Source organism: Sphingomonas sp. (assembly GCF_029239295.1).
Taxonomy (GTDB): Bacteria; Pseudomonadota; Alphaproteobacteria; order Sphingomonadales; family Sphingomonadaceae; genus Sphingomonas.
The window spans coordinates 42297-63598 of the sequence record NZ_JAQZBC010000004.1; the positions used below are offsets into that span (position 1 = coordinate 42297).

General features: G+C 66.0%; 19 protein-coding genes. 12 read left to right on the forward strand and 7 right to left on the reverse strand.

Annotation, left to right across the window (positions count from 1 at the left end; translation table 11 throughout):
• Positions 1-39: 39 nt before the first annotated feature.
• Entirely contained in the window at positions 40-522 is a 483-nt protein-coding gene (locus tag K0S66_RS05105) for a GAF domain-containing protein (RefSeq protein WP_301074088.1), read from the forward strand.
• A 139-nt stretch (positions 523-661) separates the two neighbouring features.
• A complete protein-coding gene (locus K0S66_RS05110) occupies positions 662-1822 on the forward strand; it encodes an RcnB family protein (RefSeq protein ID WP_301074089.1) in 1161 nt (386 codons plus the stop codon).
• 76 nt (positions 1823-1898) lie between these two features.
• On the opposite strand, the gene K0S66_RS05115 is transcribed toward K0S66_RS05110, so the two are convergent.
• Positions 1899-2351, reverse strand: a complete 453-nt coding sequence (locus K0S66_RS05115) for a universal stress protein (protein WP_301074090.1) — start codon at positions 2349-2351, stop codon at positions 1899-1901.
• Between the two features lie 108 nt (positions 2352-2459).
• Between K0S66_RS05115 and K0S66_RS05120 the strand changes: the two genes are divergently transcribed.
• From K0S66_RS05120 to lpdA, 3 genes are read left to right on the forward strand one after another with little or no spacing between them, the layout of a single operon-like run.
• Entirely contained in the window at positions 2460-3794 is a 1335-nt protein-coding gene (locus K0S66_RS05120) for a pyruvate dehydrogenase complex dihydrolipoamide acetyltransferase (protein ID WP_301074091.1), read from the forward strand.
• Between the two features lies 1 nt (position 3795).
• Positions 3796-3993, forward strand: coding sequence for a hypothetical protein (locus K0S66_RS05125; RefSeq protein WP_301074092.1), 198 nt, complete (start codon positions 3796-3798; stop codon positions 3991-3993).
• A 3-nt stretch (positions 3994-3996) separates the two neighbouring features.
• Positions 3997-5397: a dihydrolipoyl dehydrogenase gene (gene lpdA, locus K0S66_RS05130; protein WP_301074093.1), complete on the forward strand. Its 1401-nt coding sequence runs from the start codon at positions 3997-3999 to the stop codon at positions 5395-5397.
• A 68-nt stretch (positions 5398-5465) separates the two neighbouring features.
• On the opposite strand, the gene K0S66_RS05135 is transcribed toward lpdA, so the two are convergent.
• Entirely contained in the window at positions 5466-6290 is an 825-nt protein-coding gene (locus K0S66_RS05135) for an alpha/beta hydrolase (RefSeq protein WP_301074094.1), read from the reverse strand.
• 55 nt (positions 6291-6345) lie between these two features.
• On the reverse strand, positions 6346-7740 hold the full coding sequence (locus tag K0S66_RS05140) for an MFS transporter (RefSeq protein WP_301074284.1): 1395 nt from the start codon (positions 7738-7740) through the stop codon (positions 6346-6348).
• A gap of 333 nt (positions 7741-8073) precedes the next feature.
• On the opposite strand from K0S66_RS05140, the gene K0S66_RS05145 reads away from it, so the two are divergent.
• On the forward strand, positions 8074-10101 hold the full coding sequence (locus K0S66_RS05145) for a prolyl oligopeptidase family serine peptidase (protein WP_301074095.1): 2028 nt from the start codon (positions 8074-8076) through the stop codon (positions 10099-10101).
• 88 nt (positions 10102-10189) lie between these two features.
• A complete protein-coding gene (locus tag K0S66_RS05150) occupies positions 10190-10537 on the forward strand; it encodes a hypothetical protein (RefSeq protein WP_301074096.1) in 348 nt (115 codons plus the stop codon).
• A 50-nt stretch (positions 10538-10587) separates the two neighbouring features.
• Here the strand turns inward: K0S66_RS05150 and K0S66_RS05155 are convergent, their stop codons facing one another.
• Positions 10588-11106, reverse strand: coding sequence for a glycine zipper 2TM domain-containing protein (locus K0S66_RS05155; RefSeq protein ID WP_301074097.1), 519 nt, complete (start codon positions 11104-11106; stop codon positions 10588-10590).
• A gap of 92 nt (positions 11107-11198) precedes the next feature.
• Here K0S66_RS05155 and K0S66_RS05160 point away from each other — a divergent pair, with 92 nt between their 5' ends.
• Positions 11199-11597 carry a DoxX family membrane protein gene (locus K0S66_RS05160; RefSeq protein WP_301074098.1) on the forward strand — a complete coding sequence of 133 codons (399 nt, stop codon included), beginning with the start codon at positions 11199-11201 and terminating at the stop codon, positions 11595-11597.
• Here the strand turns inward: K0S66_RS05160 and K0S66_RS05165 are convergent.
• Complete coding sequence (locus K0S66_RS05165) at positions 11594-12745, reverse strand: aspartyl/asparaginyl beta-hydroxylase domain-containing protein (RefSeq protein WP_301074099.1); 1152 nt, start codon at positions 12743-12745, stop codon at positions 11594-11596. The genes K0S66_RS05160 and K0S66_RS05165 overlap by 4 nt on opposite strands.
• Positions 12746-12792: 47 nt before the next feature.
• Positions 12793-15099, reverse strand: coding sequence for a UvrD-helicase domain-containing protein (locus K0S66_RS05170; protein ID WP_301074285.1), 2307 nt, complete (start codon positions 15097-15099; stop codon positions 12793-12795).
• An 82-nt stretch (positions 15100-15181) separates the two neighbouring features.
• Here K0S66_RS05170 and K0S66_RS05175 point away from each other — a divergent pair, with 82 nt between their 5' ends.
• Entirely contained in the window at positions 15182-15583 is a 402-nt protein-coding gene (locus K0S66_RS05175) for a GFA family protein (protein ID WP_301074100.1), read from the forward strand.
• Positions 15584-15649: 66 nt separating this feature from the next.
• Positions 15650-16171, forward strand: coding sequence for a GNAT family N-acetyltransferase (locus K0S66_RS05180; protein WP_301074101.1), 522 nt, complete (start codon positions 15650-15652; stop codon positions 16169-16171).
• A 22-nt stretch (positions 16172-16193) separates the two neighbouring features.
• Here K0S66_RS05180 and K0S66_RS05185 read toward each other — a convergent pair whose 3' ends face one another.
• On the reverse strand, positions 16194-17717 hold the full coding sequence (locus K0S66_RS05185) for a porin (protein ID WP_301074103.1): 1524 nt from the start codon (positions 17715-17717) through the stop codon (positions 16194-16196).
• 148 nt (positions 17718-17865) lie between these two features.
• Here K0S66_RS05185 and K0S66_RS05190 point away from each other — a divergent pair, with 148 nt between their 5' ends.
• Positions 17866-19770 (forward strand): BCCT family transporter, encoded by a 1905-nt coding sequence (locus K0S66_RS05190; protein ID WP_301074104.1) that lies wholly within the window; start codon positions 17866-17868, stop codon positions 19768-19770.
• 224 nt (positions 19771-19994) lie between these two features.
• Entirely contained in the window at positions 19995-21293 is a 1299-nt protein-coding gene (locus tag K0S66_RS05195; protein ID WP_301074105.1) for an MFS transporter, read from the forward strand.
• The last annotated feature ends 9 nt before the right edge of the window (positions 21294-21302 follow it).

Genomic DNA, 21302 nt, shown 5'->3' on the forward strand with positions numbered 1-21302 from the left:
CCCCTCGCGCTGGTTCGCCGCGGCGCCTACATCGCGCGCATGTATCAGTTCGATATCACCGCCGGCGAGAAGGCCGAGCTTTACCGTGACATCCTGTCGGCGCTGGACGCGCTGACCGCCGATGAGCCCGATGCGGTTGCCAACATGGCCAATGCGGCGGCGCTGCTGTGGCAATATCTGCCTGACCTGAACTGGTCGGGATTCTATCGCATGGTGGATGACACGCTGGTGCTTGGCCCGTTTCAGGGGAAGCCGGCGTGTATCCGCATCGCGGTGGGTGCGGGCGTCTGCGGCACGGCGGCGGCGACGCGCGAGACCCAGCTGGTGGCCGATGTCCATGCCTTCACCGGGCACATCGCGTGCGACGCGGCGAGCGCGTCCGAGCTGGTGGTGCCGATTTGTAGCGGCGATCGCCTGATCGGGGTTCTGGATCTCGATAGCCCCATCGCGGGACGGTTTGACGAGCAGGACGCGCAAGGGTGCGAGGCGATCGCCGCCTTGCTTGCACCGCGCATCGCCTGACTGCCAAAACCAACCTGTTCCGCCTGCATCATTACGGGACAATGCCCGCGGTGGCGAGCGAACGCCCGGTTTGATACCCCGCGCCTATACCGTCGCCGGCTGCTGCCTGGCTGGATGGCGAGTTCGGGGAGATTGAACGATGTGGGCACTCTTGGCGACTTCGGCAGTGCTGTCGATGGCGACGGGTGCGGCGGCGACCGCTGCAGATCGTCCCGATCTGCGCGACGCAGCAGCGCAGCGATCGAGCGGTCCGCGCGTGCCGCCGCCGCCCGGCAGCCGGCGCGCCGCGGAAGCGCGGCCGGCCGCCAGCGCATCAGCGGCAGCACCCGCCGTGCGGCGTCGGCGGTGGGGCGAGAGCACCGGCGCGCGCTGGTGGGCGGGCGATCGCGCGCCGGGCGGATGGGAGGCCTATCGTCGCCCGCTGCGTGGCTGGGCGCTACCGACCTATTGGGTATCGCCCGACTGGAGGGTGAACGATTGGGCCACCTATGGCCTGCCCCGCCCGCCGGAAGGCTATGTCTGGTCGCGCCATTACGATGACGCGGTGCTCATCGATCCGCGTGGGTCGGTGTACGACACGATCGGCGGCGTCGAGTGGGACCAGCATGACGATGTCGTGCTCGACTATGTGAACGTTCGCGATCTGCCGGGATATGACGGGCTGGCCTATTCCACTGCCGCTGCCGCCCCGGGGACTTCCTATGACGCCCCGCGTCCGTCCCGCGCAGCGGCGCGGGATAGCTGTGCAGGCGGGGCTGCCATCGGTGCCGCGGCGGGCGGCGTGGCAGGCGCCGCCGTCGCTGGAGGCGGCAACCGCGTAGGCGGCGCATTGATCGGCGGCGGCGTGGGCGCCGCGACAGGCTATGCGGTGGACAAGGCGGAGGATCGCGGCCGCGTGCCGCCGCCGCCGCCGCCGCCGCCGCAAACGCAGCCGCGTTATGGCGCTGATTATCCGCCGCCGCCGAGCGGTTATGTCCCGCCGTTGAGCGGCTATGCGCCCGAGCCGGGCGGCTATCCGCCTGCGGTCGCGACGCGCGCCACATCCTACCCGCCGGCGGTCGCGTCGCGCGCTCCTGCTTATCCACCCGCAGTTCCGCCGGCGCCGGCGGGCCCGGTGGTAACGGCGGGCCCCGGTACGCGCGTGATCAGCACGACCACCACCACGCCCGCCCCGGGCTATTATGCCGATGGCTATTATTATCCCGGAACGAGCATCACGACGATCACGGTGGAAAGCCAGCCAGTGACGTCCGGACCGACGACGACGAGGACGACGACCACCACCACCGGCGTCCGCTAACCCCGCCTGCGCCGCTCGCCGTCGGAATGCCGTTGAATGGGCATTCGCGCGGCGGGTGGGGGTGTGAACGGGTGGCTCAGCTCAGCCGGTCGATCGCCTCACGATCCAGATTGCCCGGGATGATCATCAGCGGGACGGGCAGCGTGCCGGCCTGACCGGCGAAGTGGGTGACGAGTGGGCCGGGCGGGCCATCGGCGGCTGCGCCAAGCACCAGCGCGGCGACTTCCGGGTTGGCGGCGAGCAGTTCGCGGATGATCTTGGGCCCATCGCCCTGGCGGACCGTGATCGAAGGGCGCAGCCCCGATTCTTCGAGCAGCGTCCCGGCCGCCTTTGCCACCAGCCCCTCCGCATGGCGGCGGGCCTCATCCTCGATCGTTGCCTGGACGCCGCCAAAGGCGATGAACTCCTGCTGCTCCACCAGCGCCAGGATCTCCACGCCGCCGCCGGTCTTGACGGCGCGACGCGCGGAGAAGCGAAGCGCGATCTCCGCCTCCGGAGTTTCATCAATCACGGTGAGATAAATGCGCATTATATTGTCATCGCCCCTGTAAGGCGCCACTTATCCGCCTGCGGGGTTGACCGCGCAAGGCCTCGGCGCAAGAGACGGGCGCCCCGCCAGGAACCGCTGAGGACCTTCATGTCGATCGAAATCAAGATGCCCGCGCTCTCCCCCACGATGGAGGAAGGCACGCTGGCGAAATGGCTGGTGAAGGAAGGCGATACCGTCAAGGCGGGCGACCTCATGGCCGAGATCGAGACCGACAAGGCGACGATGGAATTCGAAGCCGTTGACGAAGGCGTGGTCGGCAAGCTGGTGGTGCCCGAGGGGACTGACGGCGTGAAGGTCGGCACGGTCATCATGCTGCTCGAGGGTGAAGGCGAGGAAAGCACGCCGGCGAAGAAGGAGGCGCCTGCCCAGCAGGAAACGGCCGCCGAGCCGGCTGCGCCTGCACCTGCGAAGGAGCAGGTCGACGCGCCGGTCGATCGTGAGACCGGCGAGCCTGTTGCGGCGGACAATCCCGAGACGAAGCCGGCCGCTGCACAGCCACAGCAGCCTGCAACGCGCAATGGCGAACGCGTGAAGGCCAGCCCGCTGGCGCGGCGTATCGCCGCCGAGAAGGGTGTCGACATCGCGACGCTGACGGGATCGGGTCCGAACGGCCGCATCGTGAAGGCCGATGTGGAAGGCGCGCAGCCGGGCGCCGCTGCCGCCGCCCCGCAGGCTGCCAGTGCACCGGCCGCCGCGCCGAGCGCCGCGCCGGCCGCTGTCCAGATCCCCGACATTCCGCACGAGACGACGAAGCTCAGCAACATGCGCAAGACGATTGCGCGTCGCCTGACGGAATCGAAGCAGCAGGTGCCGCACATCTACCTGACGGTGGACGTGCGCCTCGACAAGCTGCTGAAGCTGCGCAGCGAATTGAACGAGAGCCTGAGCGCGCGGGGCGTGAAGCTCTCGGTCAACGACCTGATGATCAAGGCGCTGGCGGTTGCGCTGATCCAGGTGCCCAAGTGCAATGTGATGTACACGCCGAACGAGCTCGTCACGTTCCAGCGCGCCGACATCTCGGTCGCCGTGTCGACGCCCGAGGGGCTGATCACGCCAGTGATCACCGAGGCGGATTCGGCGTCGCTTTCGTCCATCTCGACGCGGATGAAGGATCTGGCCGCGCGCGCCCGCGACAAGAAGCTGAAGCCGGAGGAGTTCACCGGCGGCACCGCATCGCTGAGCAACATGGGCATGTACGGGATCAAGCAGTTCGAGGCGGTGATCAATCCGCCGCAGGGCATGATCCTTGCGGTCGGCGCCGGCGAGAAGCGCCCCTATGTGATCGACGACGCGCTGGGCATCGCCACGGTGATGAGCGCGACCGGCAGTTTCGACCATCGCGCGATCGACGGTGCCGACGGTGCCGAACTGATGCAGGCGTTCAAGGCGCTGTGCGAGAACCCGCTGGGCATGCTGGCCTGACATGACCCGCGCGGCTGCCGTCGAGCTGATCTACCTCGCCATCGGGCTGGTGGCGACGCAAGCGGTCTTCCGCGCGGCGATCTGGTCCTATCCGCAGGGCGCCGGTTCGTTGGAGCCGGTGAGCTGGGCGGTGATGCTGGCATTGCTGGCGATGAGCGTGCCGGCGCTGATGAAAGCCGCGCGCAAACCAAGGAACTGAACAGTGGCAGACACTTATGATCTCGTCGTCCTCGGCTCGGGGCCGGGGGGATATGTGGCGGCAATCCGCGGCGCGCAGCTGGGGCTGAAGGTCGCGATCGTCGAGCGCGAACTGCTGGGCGGCATCTGCCTCAACTGGGGCTGCATTCCGACCAAGGCGCTGCTGCGATCGGCGGAGGTGTTCCACCTGATGAGCCATGCCAAGGACTATGGCCTGAAGGCGGACGGCATCGTCGCCGATCTGGAGGCGGTGGTGAAGCGGTCGCGCGGCGTCGCCAAGCAGCTCAATCAGGGCGTGACGCACCTGATGAAGAAGAACAAGATCGCCGTCCACATGGGCACGGGCAAGCTGACCGGGAAGAACAAGCTGACCGTCACCGCCGAGGACGGCAAGGCGACCGAGATCCAGTACAAGAACATCATCGTTGCGACGGGCGCGCGTGCGCGCGACCTGCCGTTTGCCAAGGCCGACGGAAAGCGCATCTGGACCTATCGCCACGCGATGACGCCGCCCGAAATGCCGAAGAAGCTGCTGGTCATCGGATCGGGTGCGATCGGGATCGAGTTCGCCAGCTTCTACAACGACATGGGCGCCGACGTGACGGTCGTCGAGATGCTCGACCGACTGGTGCCGGTAGAGGATGCGGACATTTCCGCGCATCTGGAGAAGGCGCTGAAGAAGCAGGGCATGACGATCATGACCTCTGCCGGGGTCAGCGCGGTGGACGTCAGCGACAAGGGCGTCACCGCCAAGCTGAAGGACCAATCGGGCAAGGAAGTGACCGCCGAGTTCAGCCATGTCATCGTAGCGGTCGGGATCGTGCCGAACACGGAGAATATCGGCCTGAAGGAGCTGGGCGTCGAGATGGACGACCGCGGCTTCCTGAAGACCGATGCGATGTGCCGCACCAATGTCGCCGGGGTGTGGGCGATCGGCGATATCACGGCGCCGCCATGGCTGGCGCACAAGGCGAGCCATGAGGGCGTGATCGCGGCCGAGGCGATCGCCGGCGGACACCCGCATGCGATGGACCCGCGGAACATACCGGGCTGCACCTACTGCCGGCCGCAGATCGCCAGTGTCGGCCTGACCGAAGCGAAGGCGAAGGAAGCCGGATATGAGGTGAAGGTCGGCAACTTCCCCTTCATCGGCAACGGCAAGGCGATTGCGCTGGGTGAGCCGGAGGGCTTCGTGAAGACGGTGTTTGATGCAAAGACCGGCGAGCTGCTGGGCGCGCACATGATCGGCGCCGAAGTGACCGAGATGATCCAGGGCTATACCGTCGGCAAGACGCTGGAGACGACCGAGGCGGAGTTGATGGAAACGGTGTTCCCGCACCCGACGATCAGCGAAGCGATGCATGAATCGGTGCTGAGCGCCTATGGTCGCGCGCTGCACATCTGATCGCAGCAGCGCTATGAAAAGGGGCGGCCGGAGGAAACCTCCGCCGCCCCTTTTTCGTGGAGTGAGGATCAGCGGCTGAGGAAGGTCAGCAGATCCTCCGTCAGGCGATCGCTCTCAGTGGCGAACAGGCCGTGGGGTGCGCCATCATATTCGACCAGCTGGCTGGCCGCGATACCGGCAGCGGCGGCGCGCCCGGTCGCGTCGATCGGCACCGTCTTGTCGCCGGTGCCGTGGATGACGAGCGTCGGCACGCGAAAGGCCGGAAGGTCAGGCCGGAAGTCGGTGAAGCTGAAGCTCTTCGCGCATTCCAGGGTCGAGCGGAGCGAGGCCTGCATGGCAATACGCCAGGCCCATTCAAGCATCGGCTGGCTGACCGGACTGGTGACATAGCCGACGCCGAAGAAATCCTTGAAGAAATTGTGGAAGAAGTTCGGCCGGTCTTCCTTGATACCCTCCGCGATCTGCAGCAGCTGATGCTCCGGCACGCCGTGCGGATTGTCGTCCGTCTTGAGCATGTAGGGCACGACCGAACCGACGAGCACGGCGGAATTGACGCCCCGGCCGTCATGGCGGCTCATGTAGCGGGCGACCTCTCCGCCGCCCATCGAGAAGCCGACCAGCGTTGCATCCTGTTCGACACCGGCGGCCTTCATCACATCGGCCAGATCATCGGTGAGTGTATCGTAATCGTAGCCCGACCACGGCTGGCTGGAGCGACCGAAGCCACGCCGATCATAGGAAATGACGCGATAGCCGGCCTCTGCCAGCGCAACGGCCTGCGGATCCCAGCTGTCGGCCGACAGCGGCCAGCCGTGGATCAGCACGACGGGTCGACCCTCGCCCCAATCCTTCACGAAGATGTCCGCTCCATCACGTGTCTTGACGTAGGGCATGAGTAACTCCGGTTAGTGTCGTCGCGTGAACGAGCGGACGGCACCCGCGTTCCGGTCAGCGCGGCTGGCGGAGCGTCGGCACTTCCTCGCGTATCTCGGCTATGTCGGGGCTGCGCATCGAGGGGCGCAGCCGCGCGACGCTGCACAGGCCGGCGACGAGCGCGAGACCCGCGGCGACCAGCGGAGGGACGGCCCCGGTGCCCACGCCGCCGGCGAGCAGCGCGGCCACCAGTGTGGCGCCGATCGTCTGCCCCGTCAGCCGCAGCGTGGAGATGAGGCCGCCCGCCGCCGCCGCGCGGTGCGGTGGTGCAGAGCCGACCACCAGCCGCGCATTGGGCGAAAGGTACAATCCGAAGCCGGAGCCGCATAAGGCCATGCGCCACGCGACGTCGAGCAAACCGGGATCTGCCGGCAGGGTGGCGAGAAGCGCGAGAGCGGTCAGCGTCACCGCCATGCCGATCCCACCCAGAATCCCCGCCGGTACCCGGTCCGACAGTACGCCCGACAGCGGCGCGACGAACATGTTGGTCAGTGGCCAGGGCGCGATGCAGGTACCGATCTGCGCCGGGGTAAAACCCAGCGCGGCGAGCCGGAAGGGTGTGGAGACCAGCACCGTCATCGAGGCCATGAAGGCGGTAAGGTTCCCGATCGCTGACAAGGCGATGATTGGCCGGGCGAGCAGATCAACCGGCAGGATCGGTGCGGCAATGCCCAATTCGCGGCGGACGAAGAACCAGCCGATCACCGCGCCGGCAGCGACGACGGCGGCGCTCACCACCGGGCTGTCGCCGTGAACGAAGCTTTCCGCGCCACCGATGATCAACCCGAACATCGCCGCGCACATGATCGCGCCAGGCAGATCAAGTCGCGTGAGGCGCGGCGCCGGATCGGGAAGCCAGCGGCCGAGCACGAGGCTGATGAGTGCCGGCGGGATGGTGCAGGCGAACACCCATGGCCAGGGTGCCACCGCCAGCACCAGGCCGCCGATCGTCGGCGCGGCGGCGGCAGCGCTGGTGACCACCACCGCGTTGATCCCGAGGCCACGACCGAGCTGCCGTGCGGGATAGGTCTGGCGGATCAGCGCCGAGGAGACGCTGAGCACGCCAGCCGCCCCGATCGCCTGCATGGCGCGAACGATCAGTAGGAAGGGCAGGCTTTCGGCGAAGAAGCAGAGCAGCGTCGCCAGGGTGAAGACGATCTGTCCGGCCTGATACGTCCGTTTGAGGCCGATGCGCTCGGCGATCCCGGAGAAGGGCAGGAGCAGCATCACCAGCGTGACCTGGTAAACGGTGACGATCGACACGACGGCGCTCGATGCGACGCCGAGATCGCGCGCGATGGTCGGCAGGGCCACGTTGGCGATGGTGCCATCGATGATCACCAGCGCCGATCCGCAACCGAGCGCGCCGATCGCGAGAAGGCGGCGGGGAAGCGGCAGGCCGTCGGACATCGCGATGGTCATAAGCCGATGGAAGACGCGGACAAGCGGCCGATTGCGGGAAAATCGCCCGCGGAGATTTCGGAAGGCACCGGGGGGAACGCGTTCGGTGTTGGACGTCGAGAGTTGCGAGCGTGCACCCGCGGGCCGACGTGGATCGATGCGATGAGCATGGGGTTCACCTACCCCGCGCGAGATGCCGGTTTTTGACTACGACAGGGCTGTTACATCGAGCCCGCGCACCATATTTAGCGGCGGATGAAGACCAATCGCGTTGTGAAACATCTTGTGGCTGTCGCTCTGGGAGCGCTTGCGGCGACGGGAAGTGTCGCCCAAATCGCTCCCATGACGAACGATCCGTACATCTGGCTTGAGGACAAGGACGGTGCGCGCGCGCTGGCTTGGGTGGAAGCTGAAAACGCCAGGACGCTCGCGCGGCTGGAGAGCGACCCGCGCTATCGCACGTTCTACGACGAGGCGCTGGCGATCGCGTCGGCGCAGGACCGTATCGCGATGCCCGAGATGCTGGGCGACCGGATCTTCAATTTCTGGCGCGATCAGAAGCACCCGCAGGGGATCTGGCGCTGGACGACGGCGAAGGATTACGCGACCGCGACGCCGCGCTGGCAGACGCTGATCGATGTCGACGCGCTGTCGCAGGCGGAAGGCAAGAAGTGGGTGTGGAAGGGCGTAGTCTGCCTGGAACCCGGCGAGCGCCGCTGCCTGATCACGCTGAGCGAGGGTGGCGAGGACGCGACGTCGCTGCGCGAGTTCGATCTGGTCGACGGCCGGTTCGTGAAGGACGGCTTTTCGCTGCCGACGTCCAAGCAGAATGCCGGTTGGATCGACAACGACACGCTGATCCTGTCGCGCGACTGGGGCGAGGGCACGCTGAGCAAGTCGGGCTATCCGTTCGTGGTCAAGATCCTGAAGCGTGGGCAGCCGTTGAGCGAGGCGCGCGAGATCTATCGCGGGACCAGCGACGACATCGGTGTGTTTCCATCGGTGATCGTGGACGCCGATGGCAATCGCGCGGTGGTGATCACCCGCGCCAAGACGTTCTTTACCTCCGAAACCCTGCTGTGGGACGGCAAAACGGCGAAGAAGATCGCTATGCCGGACAAGGTGGAATCGGTCGGACTGGTCAAGGGCCGGCTGATCTTCCGTACCAGCGAGCCGTGGGGCGCGGTGCCTGAGGGGGCGCTTGCCTCCTTGCCGCTGAAGGACGCGCTGGCGGGAACGGGGACGCCGACCGTGATCTTCGCGCCGGCGGCACGCCAATCCGTCGAGGGCGGTAACGTGCGGGTGACGCGCAATGCGGTGGTCGCGGCAATTTACGACAATGTGCGCGGCCGCGCGATGGTATTTACGCCGTCGGGCGAGGCGTGGAGCAGCCGGAGCCTCAAGCTGCCCGACAATCTTTCGGTCGACATGGTGGCCACCGATATTGCCAGCGACGACGGCTACCTCGCGGTGTCGGGCTTCACCACGCCGACACTACTGATGGCGTTCAACACCGCGAGCGATGCAGCGCCGGTGACGGTCAAGTCGGCACCGGCACGCTTCGATGCCACTGGCCTTGTGGTAGAGCAGCATGAGGCGCCGTCGTCCGACGGCACCAAGATCCCGTATTTCGTCGTTCGCCGGTCCGATACGCCGCTGAACGGCAGCACGCCGACGCTGATGACGGCTTATGGCGGGTTCGCGGTGTCCAACACGCCCTATTATTCGGGCATCACCGGCAAGCTGTGGCTGGAGCGGGGCGGCGCGTTCGTGCTCGCGAACATCCGCGGCGGGGGCGAATTCGGGCCGGCCTGGCACGAGGCGGGCCGCAAGACACGCCGCCAGCTGATCTTCGACGATTTCGCCAACATCGCGCGTGATCTGTTCGCGCGCGGGATCACCAGTGCGTCACGCCTGGGCATCTATGGCGGGTCGAACGGTGGCTTGCTGATGGGCGTCGAGATGACCCAGCATCCGGAGCTGTGGGGGGCGGTGACGATCCAGGTGCCGCTGCTGGACATGCTGCGCTACGAAGGCATTGCAGCAGGCGCGTCGTGGGTGGACGAATATGGCTCGGTCAGCGTGCCCGAGGAGCGCGCGTTTCTCGAGCGGATCTCGCCTTATCATGCGCTACGTCGCGACGGGCGGTACCCGGAGCCGTATATCTGGACGACGACAAAGGACGATCGCGTCGGGCCGCAGCATGCGCGCAAATTTGCCGCTCGGATGCACGAATACGGACTGCCATATCTGTTCTACGAGGATACGGCCGGCGGCCATTCGGGCGATGCCGACATTGCGCAGGGTGCGCGGCTGCAAGCGTTGCAAATGACGTATTTCGCGCGAAAGCTGATGCCGACCGCGGATTGAGCGTACCCCGACAGGTGCAATTGCGGAACGCAGGGTTGCACAAAACGAATGTTGCTGCGGTGCAGCAGGGTGGATATTGCCGTTGAACATGAAGCTGAATACCGACCAGGATCAGGTCGCCCCGCCGCCGCCGCCCGCCACCATGCCCGTCGTCTTCGAGGCCATCGTCAAGCAGCAGGCGCTGGCCGCGACCTATAACCGGGGCGAGGTGACCATCGCGCCGCACATCGTCTACACCAAACATGGTGAATATTACCTCGACGCGGTGACACTGGAACGCGACGGCAAGCCCCCGCGCGAGCCCAAGATCGGTGCATTCAAGATCGTCGGGCTGGGTGGCATGCGCGTAACCCCGCGGCGGTTCACCCCGAGTGAACTCTTCAACCCGCGCGAAGAGCGTTACGACGGGGTGACCCTGCTGGCGGTCGAAGGCTGATCCTGCTCTTGCGCTGGCGCCGTCCATTCGGGCAGCGTTAGCGCCGCCGGTCAGCGGCAGCGGATCTGCTGATTGCTTTGATCGACCGCGCGGCCGGCCAGCGCGCCGGCAGCACCGCCCAGCAGCGTACCCACCGTGCGGCTGCGGCCACCGTCAATGACATTGCCGAGCACGCCGCCGAGTGCGCCGCCGACGATCAGGCCAGTGGTGCCGTCCGAGCGCCGGCAATAATAGCGGCCGTCAGAGCCGGAATAGACGCGATCATTGGGGCCGAGCGCGCGTTCCTGGCCGGACGGGCGATAATAGCGGCTGGGGTCATAATCGCCTTCGTCGCGCCATTGCGCGTCGTCGTAGCGGGGGTCGGCCGGTGCCGGTCTGTATCCGCTGCCGGGCACGCGTCGTACCGACTGATAGCGATCATATTCGCTGCGGAATGTATCCAGTTCACGCTCGAACCGTTCCTGCGCGGCGCGGAATCGCGCGTCGTCTGCGGCGGATTGCGCCAGCGCCGGGGCGCCGAGTCCGGCGGTTGCGGCACCCATGATGATTGCGAAGTGACGAAGCGACATGTCGCGATCCTCTCCCGACCCTAAAAGGGGCGCCCACGATCGGGCAAAGCGGATACGGTTGCGCGGGCGTATCGTTCCCGACGATCAGGAGGATGGTGATGGACGAGGAGAGCGGCGCCAGGCGCGTGGCGCGCTGGTTTTTGATGGCGTTCTACCTGATCGCCGGCATCGGCCATCTGGTGTTTACGGATGCGATGGTACGGATCGTGCCGTCGTTCGTACCAGCGCCGCGCCTGGTGGTGCTGGCGACCGGGTTGGCGGAGCTGGTCGGTGTGATCGGGCTTGCCCTTCCGCGATGGCGCCGCGCGGCCGGCTGGGCCCTTGCGGCCTATGCGCTGTGCGTTTGGCCAGCAAATGTGCAGCACGCAGTGATCGACCTGTCGAGCGGCACGGGGCTGCCGATCGGCTATCACGCATCACGCCTGCTGTTGCAGCCGCTGATCATCTGGTGGGCGCTGTGGGCGAGTGGCGCGGTACGGGTGAGACGCTAGCCCTGGTCGACCATTTGCGGGCCATAGGCGTCGATCGCTTCGAACAGCCGGGTGAGATCGGCGCGCTCGTCGGGCGCGATCTCCGGCTTCCAGATCTCGAACAACAAAACCGTTCGGGTCGATGTGCCGCGATTCCACGCCTCATGTTCGTAGGAATCATCGAAGATGACCAGTTCGCCCTCGCGCCACTCGTGCGTGTCGGCGCCCACTCGCAGGCCGCAGCCGGGAGGCGCGATGATCGGAAGATGACAGATCAGCCGAGTGTTGAGCAGCCCATGATGCGGCTGGATGTGCGCGCCGGGCGTCAGCCGCGAGAACAAGGCCATTGGCGAACGGCCGGCGATGCGCGGGATCGGCAGCTTTGCCAACGCGGCCATGGTGACCGGAAAGCGTGCGGCATTTTCCGGGACGATGTCTCCGCTGCGCCATAGATGGAGCGCGCTCCAGGCCGGATCATCGAGCAGCGGGTTGTTCGGTAGCGGGCGGTTGGGATCGCCCTCCACATAGGGACGAAAACCCTCGGTCATCGCTTCCAGTTCAGCGCGGATCGCCGGGGTCGCGGCCTCCAGCTCCGCCACCCATTCGAACTCATCGCGGCGGTAGAAGGGGCGCTGCGGCAGTCCTTCGAAATAGAACATCGAGGGTTGTTGCAGGTGCAGTTCGCGCCGCCCGAGCAGAAGGTCGACGGACTGCGCCACGCGGCCGGACGGAAGCGCGCCGACTGCCGCCTCAACATGGTCGGCGAACCGCCCGGCGCTTTCCTGTTTGAACGCCTCCGCCTGACGCAGCATCGGATGGAGCGAGGCGGGTACCTCACGGGTAGCCGCCGCCTGATTGAGCGCGGCGGTGTAGAAGACGGTCGCGGCGCGATCGTCGCCATCCAGCCGCTTGCGATCACCCATCAGCAACAACCCGGCGAGGTGGCGCGGTTGTTCCCGAAGGAGCGCCTGCAACGCCGTAGTTTCGGCCGCCGTATCCCCCGTCAGCCTGCATGCCTGGGCAAGCGGCAGCCACGGGCGCGGCACGTCGGCCGGGGCGTCCGTCGCCAGCCGGTCGAAGATCATGCGCGCGCGCGCGCCGTCGCCATTGCGAAGAGCATCCAGTCCCTGTCGGGCGAGATTGTCGGCGTCAGCACGCGGAAGGGCCATCGCCCAACTATTGCGGCTTCATCTGCGCAGGTAAAGCGCGCTGGCGGTCATGGGATGGTGACGAAGCTGTCCATCACCCGCTTGCGCCCGGCCTTTTCGAATTCAATCTCCAGCTTGTTGCCTTCGATTTCCTCGATCGTGCCATAGCCGAACTTCTGGTGGAACACCCGCTGGCCCACCGACAGGTCGGTGCGGCCCTTGTTGCCGAGGCCGACGGCCGGGACGCGGCTTTCCACCACCCGCGACGGTTCGCGTGAGAAGGTGCGGCTTTGCCAGTCTCCGCCGGGCTTGCCGCCAAGCGCCCCGGCCGCGCGCTGCCAGCCGGGTCCACGGCCGGTGCCACGCCCGACATCGGCGAAGGGATCAGCGCGTTCGGACCAGTTCGCGCGCCAGAGGCTTTCGCCGCCGGACATGGTCGTTTCCGTCTCGACGTGATCGTCGGGCAGCTCCGCGACGAAGCGCGAGGGGATGGAGCTGGTCCACTGCCCGTAGATGCGGCGGTTGGCGGCGTGGAGGATTGTTGCCTGCCGCCGCGCACGCGTGATTGCGACGTAGGCGAGGCGCCGTTCCTCCTCGAGCCCGCGGGTGCCGGTTTCATCCAGCGAACGCTGCGACGGGAAGAGGCCCTCTTCCCAACCGACGAGGAACACCGTGTCATATTCGAGGCCCTTGGCGGCGTGGATCGTCATGATCGTCACCTTGGGATCCTCGCGGGCGCCCTCATTGTCCATGACGAGGCTGACGTGTTCGAGGAACGCGCCCAGGCTCTCATATTCCTCCATCGCGCGGACGAGTTCGCTGAGGTTTTCGAGGCGACCGGCTGCCTCGGCCGACTTTTCCGCCTGCCACATGGCGGTGTAGCCGGATTCGTCGAGGATCTGCCGCGCCAGTTCGGGGTGCGGGAGATCGCGCGCCATGTCGCGCCACCGCGAGATGTCGCCGACGAAATTGCCCAGCGCGCGGCGGGCCTGTGGCGTAAGTTCGTCGGTATCGAGGATGCGTGCGGCGGCGAAGCTGAGTGGCAGCCCTTCCGCCCGGGCAAGTTGGTGAAGCTTGGCGATTGCCTTATCACCCAAGCCGCGTTTGGGCGTATTGACGATCCGTTCGAACGCCAGGTCATCCGCGGGCTGATTGACGATGCGAAGATAGGCGAGCGCGTCGCGAATTTCCTGCCGTTCGTAGAAGCGGAAGCCGCCGACGATGCGATAGGGGAGGCCGATGGCGATGAAGCGGTCTTCGAACTCGCGGGTCTGGTGCTGGGCGCGCACGAGGATCGCCATGTCGTCCAGGCTCTTGCCGGCGCGCTGACACGATTCGATCTCGTCAGCGACGCGGCGTGCCTCTTCCGGGCCATCCCACACGCCGATGACGCGCACCTTTTCGCCCACATCGAGTTCGGTCCACAGCGACTTGCCCAGCCGGCCGGTGTTGTTGCCGATGACGCCGCCGGCCGCGCCGAGAATGTGCGGGGTGGAGCGGTAATTCTGCTCGAGCCGGATCACCTTCGCGCCCGGGAAGTCCTTTTCGAACTTTAGGATATTCTCCACCTGCGCCCCGCGCCACGAATAGATCGACTGATCATCGTCGCCGACGCAGCAGATGTTGCGCCGTTCCTGCGCCAGCAGCCGCAGCCACAGGTACTGGACCGCGTTGGTGTCCTGATATTCGTCCACCATGATGTAGCGGAAGCGCTGCTGATATTGCTCCAGCACCTCCCGATTGGTCTTCAGGATGGTGAGGACGTGGAGCAGGAGATCGCCGAAATCGCACGCGTTCACCGCGCGTAGCCGCGCCTGATATTGCTCGTACAGCTCCCCGCCGCGACCATTGGCGTAGCGCTCGCTTTCGCCGGCATCGATCTCTCTCGGGGTGAGTCCCTTGTTCTTCCATTCGTCGATCAGCCCGGCGAGGCTGCGTGCGGGAAACCGCTTTTCATCGATGTCGGCCGCAAGGACCAGCTGCTTCAGCAAGCGCAGCTGATCGTCGGTATCTAGAATGGTGAAGTTGGTCTGCAAGCCGACGAGTTCGGCATGGCGACGCAGCATCTTTGCCCCGATCGCGTGGAACGTGCCGAGCCAGGGCATGCCCTCCACGGCGTCGCCCACCAGACGGCCAACCCGCTCCCGCATCTCGCGCGCGGCCTTGTTGGTGAAGGTCACCGCCAGGATTTCGCTAGGGTAAGCACGGCGGGTGTAGAGAAGATGCGCCAGCCGCGCGGTGAGCGCCGCAGTCTTGCCCGTGCCGGCGCCCGCGAGCACCAGAACGGGACCGTCGGTGGTCAAGACAGCGTCCCGCTGCGGCGGGTTCAGGCCGGAAAGATAGGGCGGTTCGCTGGGCGGGGTCTGCGTCGACAATTCGGTCACGCCTGCCACGTAGGCAGGGTTGCACGACAGCGCAATGCATGAGAACAAAGGCGAAACGATCGGGAGCGATGGGATGGGCACGACTGGACGCTGTCATTGCGGGGCCGTCACATGGACGGCGGAGGGAGAGCCGCAGCACCACGCTGTGTGTCATTGCGAGGATTGCCGGCGCTGGTCGGGCGCGCCGATGGTCGGGTGGATCGCATGGCAGGACGATCAGCTGACGGTCGAAGGTGCGACGACGCGCTATCATTCGTCGCAGCACGGCACGCGTGAGTTCTGCAGCGCCTGCGGTACCGGGCTATTCTATCGCAATCCCGAGACGCTGCCGGGGATTGTCGATATCCAGTCCGGCACGCTGGATGATCCGGAAAGCTTGCCGCCGGGCGCGCAGATCATGGTAAAGGAACGGCTCGGCTGGTCCACAGGGCTGGCCGATCTGCCGGCGTTCAACACCTATCCGGGCATGGACTGACGCGCAGTCAAGGGCGATAGTCCGGCTGCCACTTGTCGTCACCGACGGCAGGGACAAGGACCAAGGATGATGTCGAAACCGCCAGCATTGATGATCCGGCGCTTTGTCGAAAGCGACGTCCCGGCCGCGCTGACCATTCAGGCCGCCAGCTTTCCCGCCTTCCTGCTGGAAGACGAGCCTGCCTTTGCCAGCAGGGTCAGGCTGGCGAGTTCATGTTGCTTTGTGGCGATGCAAGGGGCGACCATGGCGGGGTATGTGCTGGCGCACGGCTGGCCGACCGGGTCGCCGCCGCCGGTGGGCGCGGTGCTTGCCGACCCGCCGCGCACCGACGTGTTGTTCATTCACGATCTGGCGGTGTCGCCGAGTGCCCGGGGCCTTTCAGCAGGACGGGAGCTGGTCGAGGCGGCGTTCATGTGCGCGGCGCGACAGGGCCTGCGTCAGGCGGAGTTGATCGCGGTGGAGGGCGCCGTAACCTACTGGCGCGCGATGGGGTTCTCAGAGGTGGAGATATCCGGGACGCTGGCGGAGAAAGTGGCCGGCTATGGCGCCGACGCGCGATGGATGACGTCCGCCATTCCGGCACATTGACCGGCGCACGGCTGGGCGGCGCTCAATAATTCCACTGCAATTGAGCGCGGATCACATCGCCCTCCGCGCGGCCAAAGCGCCGTTCATCTGCCTCCCGCCGGGTCATGTCGGCGTAGGCGAGCGTCAGCTCCAGCTCCTCGATCGGCTGGAATTCGATGCCCAGCTCGATCTCGTCGGTTTCCAGCCGTGGCGCATTGACGATCGCCTTCCATCCGCCGCGATACCGCTGCCAGCGAAGGTAGGGCATGAATGGTCCGAGCGGACTTTGGCGCACACGTCCTATCGCCTGAACATAGCCGCCGCTCAGCCCGCGCGTGCGGATGGTGCCGAACACGGGGTCGAACTCGGGCCCGCGGCCCCAATTCCATTCAGCCTGGAGCCCGAAAGGCTGGGGATAAAGGATCAGGTGGACGCCGACCCGATCGTCGCGGAAGCTGGCGTCGCTGACACCGCCGGTGCGCACCTCGGGCCGGACGCGGTTGCGCATCGCGGATGCGCCCAACTCCAGCACCTGACCGTCGAACGTGTCGCCGAGTCCGTCCAGTTCGAAGGGCCACGTCGCCATGGCGACGCTCATCAGGCCGTTGTTGCGTTCCGGCCGGTTGACGCCCTGGCCATTGAAGACGCCCAAGCCAAAGGCGCCGTAATTGCCGAACAGCTTCTGACCATCGTCTTCCAGTCGATCCCAGATCTGCTGCACCGGCGTCGGCGTGAAATAGGCGACGACACCCAGATCGCGTTCGCCGGGGATCGCGCTGTTGATCCCGTCAGACCGGTCGAGCGTCAGCCGGTTGGAGGAGGATTGCAGATTTTCCCATCCAAAGGGCACTTTCGACTGGCCAAAGCGCAGGCGAAAGCGGCGATCGGCCCAGGGTGACCAGTCGACATAGGCGTCGCGTAGCTGGGCAAACCCCTCGCGCCGTTCGTCTGCCGACTGGTTGCTGACCGCCACCGCGAAGTCGGGTTGGAAGTAGAAGGATACCGAGTCGGACAGATCCCCCGAGAAGACGAGGCGGATGCGACGGAAGGTGAAATTGCCCTGATCGGTGATTCCGCCATCGCCTGGCGAGCGTAGCCGCGAGCGGCCATCGGGGGCCGTGGCGTCACCCGAGACGATCTCATTCAAGCGGAGCTGTGCATAGCCGCGCACGTTGATCTGCTCGTACCACGGCTTTGCAGGAGACGCAGCGTTCGCTGACGCCAGCGCCACCGGCGGGGTGGGCGTGCTGACCGGCGCAGGAGCGGGCGCTTGCGGCGCCGTTCGCGCGACCTGGGTATCGGCGGCGTGATCCGTCGATGGCGCGCCAGGCGGAGCGGCAGAAGCCGCGACCGAGGAGGAGGCTGCCGCACTTGGGCTTGCGGTTGCGGTGCGCTGATTCTCCGTCAGCACGCGGATCTGCGCCTTCAGCTCGTCAATCTGGCGCTGCAGATCCTCGACCGTCGGCGACTTGGCCTGAGCGAATGCCTGCGCGGGTGACACCAACGCACCCAGCGCCAGCACGCCAATCCGCAGACGGCGACGGAACGTGGCTCGTTCCTCCCTCATTTCTCGCAAGCAACTCCGGCCAGTGAACGTCCGCGGCTGCCCTATGCCCGTTCAAAAAGCGTGGCAATCAGCGACGCCACGGTCGGCTGATCAACATCAATGATATGGATGGGCGAAAACGCGCCTTGTGCGTTCACCAGCCTTGATGATGAAGACCAAGATTGTGCCGCGCGTTTTCTGGGGGGCGTCGCTGGTCGTTGCCGCACTGCTGGCAACGACATTGCTGATGCCGGGCCGAGCCGATCTGGCGTTCAAGGCCGCACAGGCATGGACGATCGACACGTTCGGCTGGTTCTACATCGCGTCGGTGGCCGCGTTTCTGGTGATCGTGCTGATCCTGGGCTTCGGTCCCGCCGGGAAACTGAAGCTGGGACCGGACGATGCGGAACCTGACTTTCCCTATGTGTCCTGGCTGGCAATGCTCTTCGCCGCCGGGATGGGCATCGGGCTGATGTATTTCGCCGTTGCCGAGCCGATCCAGCACTATATCTCGCCGCCCGATGTGGAGAGTGGAACGATCCTCGCCGCGCGGGAGGCGATGGCGATCACGTTTCATCATTACGGCGTTCATGCCTGGGCGATCTACGCGTTGGTCGGCCTGAGCCTGGCGTTCTTCACCTATCGGAAGGGAATGCCGCTGACCTTGCGGTCCGGGCTGTCTCCGATTTTGGGCAAGCGGATCAACGGCCCGTTGGGCGATGCTATCGACATATTCGCCGTCTGCGGTACGGTGTTCGGGATCGCGACCTCGCTCGGCTTCGGCGTGTCGCAGATGACCGCCGGGCTGGCCTATAACTATGGCGTGCCCGACACGACATTCACGAAGGTTGTCGTGATCGTCGTGGTAATGGGGGCCGCGACATTGTCCGCTCTGAGCGGCGCCGACCGCGGCGTGCGGCGGCTGTCGGAGCTGAATCTGGTTCTGGCCGTACTGCTGATGCTGTTCGTGCTGGCGGTGGGGCCCACGCTGTTCCTGCTACGCGCGCTGATCCAGAATTTCGGCCTGTACCTCGATCACTTCGTGCAGCGTACTTTCACGCTTTATGCCTATGAGCCGCGCGCCTGGATGGCCGACTGGACCTTGTTCTACTGGGCCTGGTGGATCGCCTGGTCGCCATTCGTCGGTATGTTCATCGCCCGTATTTCCCGCGGGCGGACGGTGCGCGAGTTCGTGGCGGGCGTGCTGTTCGTGCCGACGGCGTTCACCTTTATCTGGATGACCGTGTTCGGCAACACGGCGATCTCTCTCGACCTGGGTGTCGCTGGAGGCGGGATCGCCGATGCGGTGCAGGCCAATCTGTCGACCGCGCTGTTCAAGTTCCTCGAATATCTGCCGGGCGCCGGCTTCACATCGACGTTGGCGATCGTGCTGGTCGGCGTATTCTTCGTCACCTCGGCGGACTCGGGCGCGCTGGTGATCGATACGTTGACGTCGGGCGGGGCCGAGGATACGCCGCGGTGGCAGCGCGTCTATTGGTGCCTGTTGCTTGGCGCGACGGCGACCCTGTTGCTGGTCGCGGGCGGGCTTGGCGGCCTCCAGGCGGCGACGCTGATCGCTGCGCTGCCGTTCTGCTTCATCATGCTGTTGCTGGCGGTCGGGCTGATCCGGCAGGCGAATGCTGATCTGAAAGGCGTCACCCTCTCAGACGATGCGGCCCCGGTCAGCGAGCGGCTGAAGAGGTTGTTCGTGCCGGCACGTCGCGGCGAGATCATCCGGCAACTGGAGCAGCAGGGGGAGCCTGCGCTTCGATCCGTTTACGATGCCCTTCAACAGGAAACGCCGAGCGAAAGCCGCTTGGACGTAGAGGAGGGTAAGATCGTGCTGACGGTGGGACCAGACGCCGGTCGTTCGTTCGTTTATCGCCTGTTGCCTCGTGCCCGCCCGCTTGCCGCGTATACTGCGCTGGAGGCACCGGAAAGCCGACGAAGCGTCACCTGGACGCTCGCGGCGCAAACCAACAACGATCAGCGGTTTCGCGATCTCACCGACTTTTCACAGGATCAGATCGCTGGCGATGTGCTGGCGCAGCTGAAGCGGTGGCGCCTCGGCTGACCATAGTGCGGCCAAGAAAAAGCAGGGGCAGCCGCTAACGATCGACTGCCCCGCAGTTCAGGGAGTGCCGAGACCGATGGTCTACGGCTGCCGGTGTCAGATAGGGGGCTGGACCGACTTCTTCGTTCTACCGGACCGATGTTGCGCAATTATGTCTCGTCGCGACAAAGATGTTGCGCAGCCGCCGTGTTGACGCCGGAGGGGCGCGGGGGGAGAGAAAGGCCATGAGCACCATCGTTTCCGGCGGCAATTCGTCGCGCCGTGTCCTTCTGGCCAGCTTCGTCGGGACGGGCGTCGAATTCTACGATTTCTACATCTATGCGACGGCGGCGAGCCTGGTGTTCGGCCAGATATTCTTTCCGGTTGCGGCGCCCGGGATGCAGCAGATGGCGAGTTTCGCCACGCTGGCAGTGGCGTTCTTTGCCCGACCGATCGGTGCGGCGTTCTTCGGGCATTTCGGTGATCGGATCGGTCGGAAATCGACGCTGGTCGCCAGCCTGTTGACGATGGGGGTGTCGACGACGCTGATCGCCTTCCTTCCCACCTATGCCCAAGCGGGATGGTGGGCACCGTTCATCCTGTGTCTGCTGCGATTCGGTCAGGGCTTTGGCCTGGGCGGCGAATGGGGCGGGGCGGCGCTGCTGGCGGTGGAGAATGCGCCGCCGGGATGGCGCGCACGGTTCGGCTGCGCGCCGCAGATGGGCGCGCCCGCAGGCTTCATCGCCGCCAACGGCTTGTTCCTGCTGCTGGGCCTGTGGCTGACGCCCGAGCAGTTCCGTGACTGGGGCTGGCGTATTCCGTTCCTGGTCAGTGCGCTGCTGGTCGGGCTGGGGCTGTGGATCCGCCTGAAGCTGACGGAAACCGCGGAATTTGCGGCCGCGCTGGAGGAGGCGCCGCCGCCCGCCGTGCCCTTCGCCGAACTGCTGCGGCATCATGGTCTGGCGACGTTGGCAGGGACGGTCGGGGCGATCGCGTGCTTCGCGCTCTATTATATCGCGACCGCCTTTGCGCTGGGCTACGGCACCAAGACGCTGGGCTATTCAATGCAGTCCATGCTGCTGGTGCAGCTTGGTGCGATCCTGTTCATGGCGGTGGGCATCTATGCCTCCGCTTGGCTGGCGGACAAGAAGTTCGATGAGCGGCGTGTGCTCGCCGGCGGCTGTGTCGCGGTGGTATTCGCCGGGTTCCTGCTGGGGCCAATGATGGGCGCTGGTTCGCTGGCGCTGGTATTCGCCTTCCTGGCGCTGGCGCTGCTGTTGATGGGGTTCGTCTATGGGCCGTTGGGAGCGTGGCTGCCCGGCCTGTTTCCGCCGCGCGTGCGCTACACCGGCGCATCGATGGCGTTCAACGTTGCGGGCGTGCTGGGCGGCGGCCTGACCCCGCTGTTCGCGCAGGCGCTGGCGGAGAATGTCGGCCTGTCTGCGGTCGGCTGGTATGGCAGCGTGGCCGCGGCGCTGAGCCTGGTGGCGCTGATCGCCACCCGCCCGCGGCCGCGCGTCCACGCCGTGGTACTGGAGCCCTGAGCGACCGGG